We start from the raw sequence: 1,789 nt of genomic DNA, 5'->3' as shown, positions 1-1,789 counted from the left end.
CCGGTATACATGAAACTTATAAACCCAAGCATACCGCATTGATAAATAGTTTTTAACTCCAATCTATCAACAGGTTATAGAGATGCTCTAGATTTTACTTAAATTATGAGCAAAGTATGAGCGAAACAAAAAGCTACGCTTTTTGACAAAATGCAATAGACAAATACAGCTATTTATATGACAAAACTCTCAGATCTGAGTACAACTCAATCAAGCAGCATGACTTTCAAGCTTCTTACCAGCCTGAATATCTTCGTCAAAGTTAACCGTTTTTATATTAGGTAACGCCGCAACTTTACGCATTATCCCAACACCCTCTGTATCAAAGTTTGCAATCATTTCTTCGCTAACTTTAATCGGCTCACCCACACACAGACCAATATTTGCCGGTTTAAGGCGCCAACTATTGCCTATATCAGAGCCACCCACGAGACTAATAGGTAAAACCACATCATCAGGCCTAAAATAGGCTTGCACGAACCGAGGGCTGACATACTTCATTGTGACACTTCCGTCCTTGGCAACATATGAACGAGAGCCTTCAGGGAATATCAAAAACGGCTCATACATAATGGATTTGAATAACTCGTAATCCTCACGATCCAATTCATCCAAAGCACAAGTTTGCCTAACGTCTGCCAAGTATTGGGCCAGATCATGTTTTTCAACCCGCATGAGCTGAGCAGAGATCTGAGAAAACCGGGCGCGATCTGATCGAATAAACTTATTCATAAAGTCGCTATAACTCATTTGCTCGATTAGATGAAGCCCGGAATTTGGCATTTTGATCAGCAGCTGTGACCGTCTTGCTGTTTTGAGCAAAGCATCAGCTAAGCTCTTCTCTTTAACTTCCGTCGTTTTCTGTGATGGTAAAGTCAGGAACAAGTTTCCGACATTACTTGCACCGTTCTTTAGAACCATATTTGAAAACATTCTCGGACCAACGACTGTATTGCAATTTGCTGTGAGATTATCAAAACCAAGCCGCCTCAATATACTCCTTACCAGATACGGCCCAATATAACCTTCGTGATTACCAACAATAAAAACCCTTCGCCCTGACGCCTTAAGCACTGAAGCCTGATACAAGGTTCGAACCACCTCTGACGAACCCACTACATGCTTGCTATCATGCTTCGTTGAAACCCGCTCTCCTTTACTCCCGACCAATATCAAGTCGGCAATATTTCGGTTTTCAAGAAAAACAAAGAACTTGTGCCACAGGGCAGTATCAGGTAGAACCGGTGATATTGAGCGACTAAAGGTGAAAGGCATTGCGAGTATGCGCTCAATGCGAGATTTACTAAATTCCTTAAAGAAAGAATGCTGTAGCAGCTGTAATTTGCGCTCGTTGAATTTACGGGCGATGTCGGGAAAGTGCTTCTTTATATCCAAGCCGTCACGCTTGTCACGCGCAACAACCTCGTCCATTAGCTGAACAGCACGAATATTATGAGGTGCCTTTTTCAAAGAGTACATCTTGGCGCGAAAGAAATCGACAATACCTCGCAGCTTCACGGCGTTAAAGATAGACAATAGCAAGCCCTTTACCGCTTCTGGAGCAGGAACCTTCAAAACCAACTTAACAATGGCATCTTTCAGGCGATCAACCAGTCCAGCCAGACTAGCAACAAAAGCCAGTAACAGGTTAGTCACCCTATATACAAAGTTGTTTTGATAAATTGAGGCCAAGGACTTTTCGAGACGCTCTTTGTTCTCGTGCATAAATTTCAGCACATCTCCTTGCGCAATTTTATCTTTTTCTTGCTGCCACCATTGTATTAGAGCG

The 1,789-nt window shown here is 42.4% G+C and carries 1 protein-coding gene; it reads right to left on the bottom strand.

Features of this window, described 5'->3' with window-relative positions:
• Nucleotides 1-210: 210 nt before the first annotated feature.
• The coding region (locus A3763_RS28705; protein ID WP_197482918.1) for a hypothetical protein at nt 211-1,789 on the bottom strand (1,579 nt) is incomplete at its 5' end.

It is taken from the genome of Oleiphilus sp. HI0128 (assembly GCF_001635365.1).
Note: the sequence above shows the minus strand (reverse complement) of the source record. Positions and strands in the feature narration are given on the sequence as shown.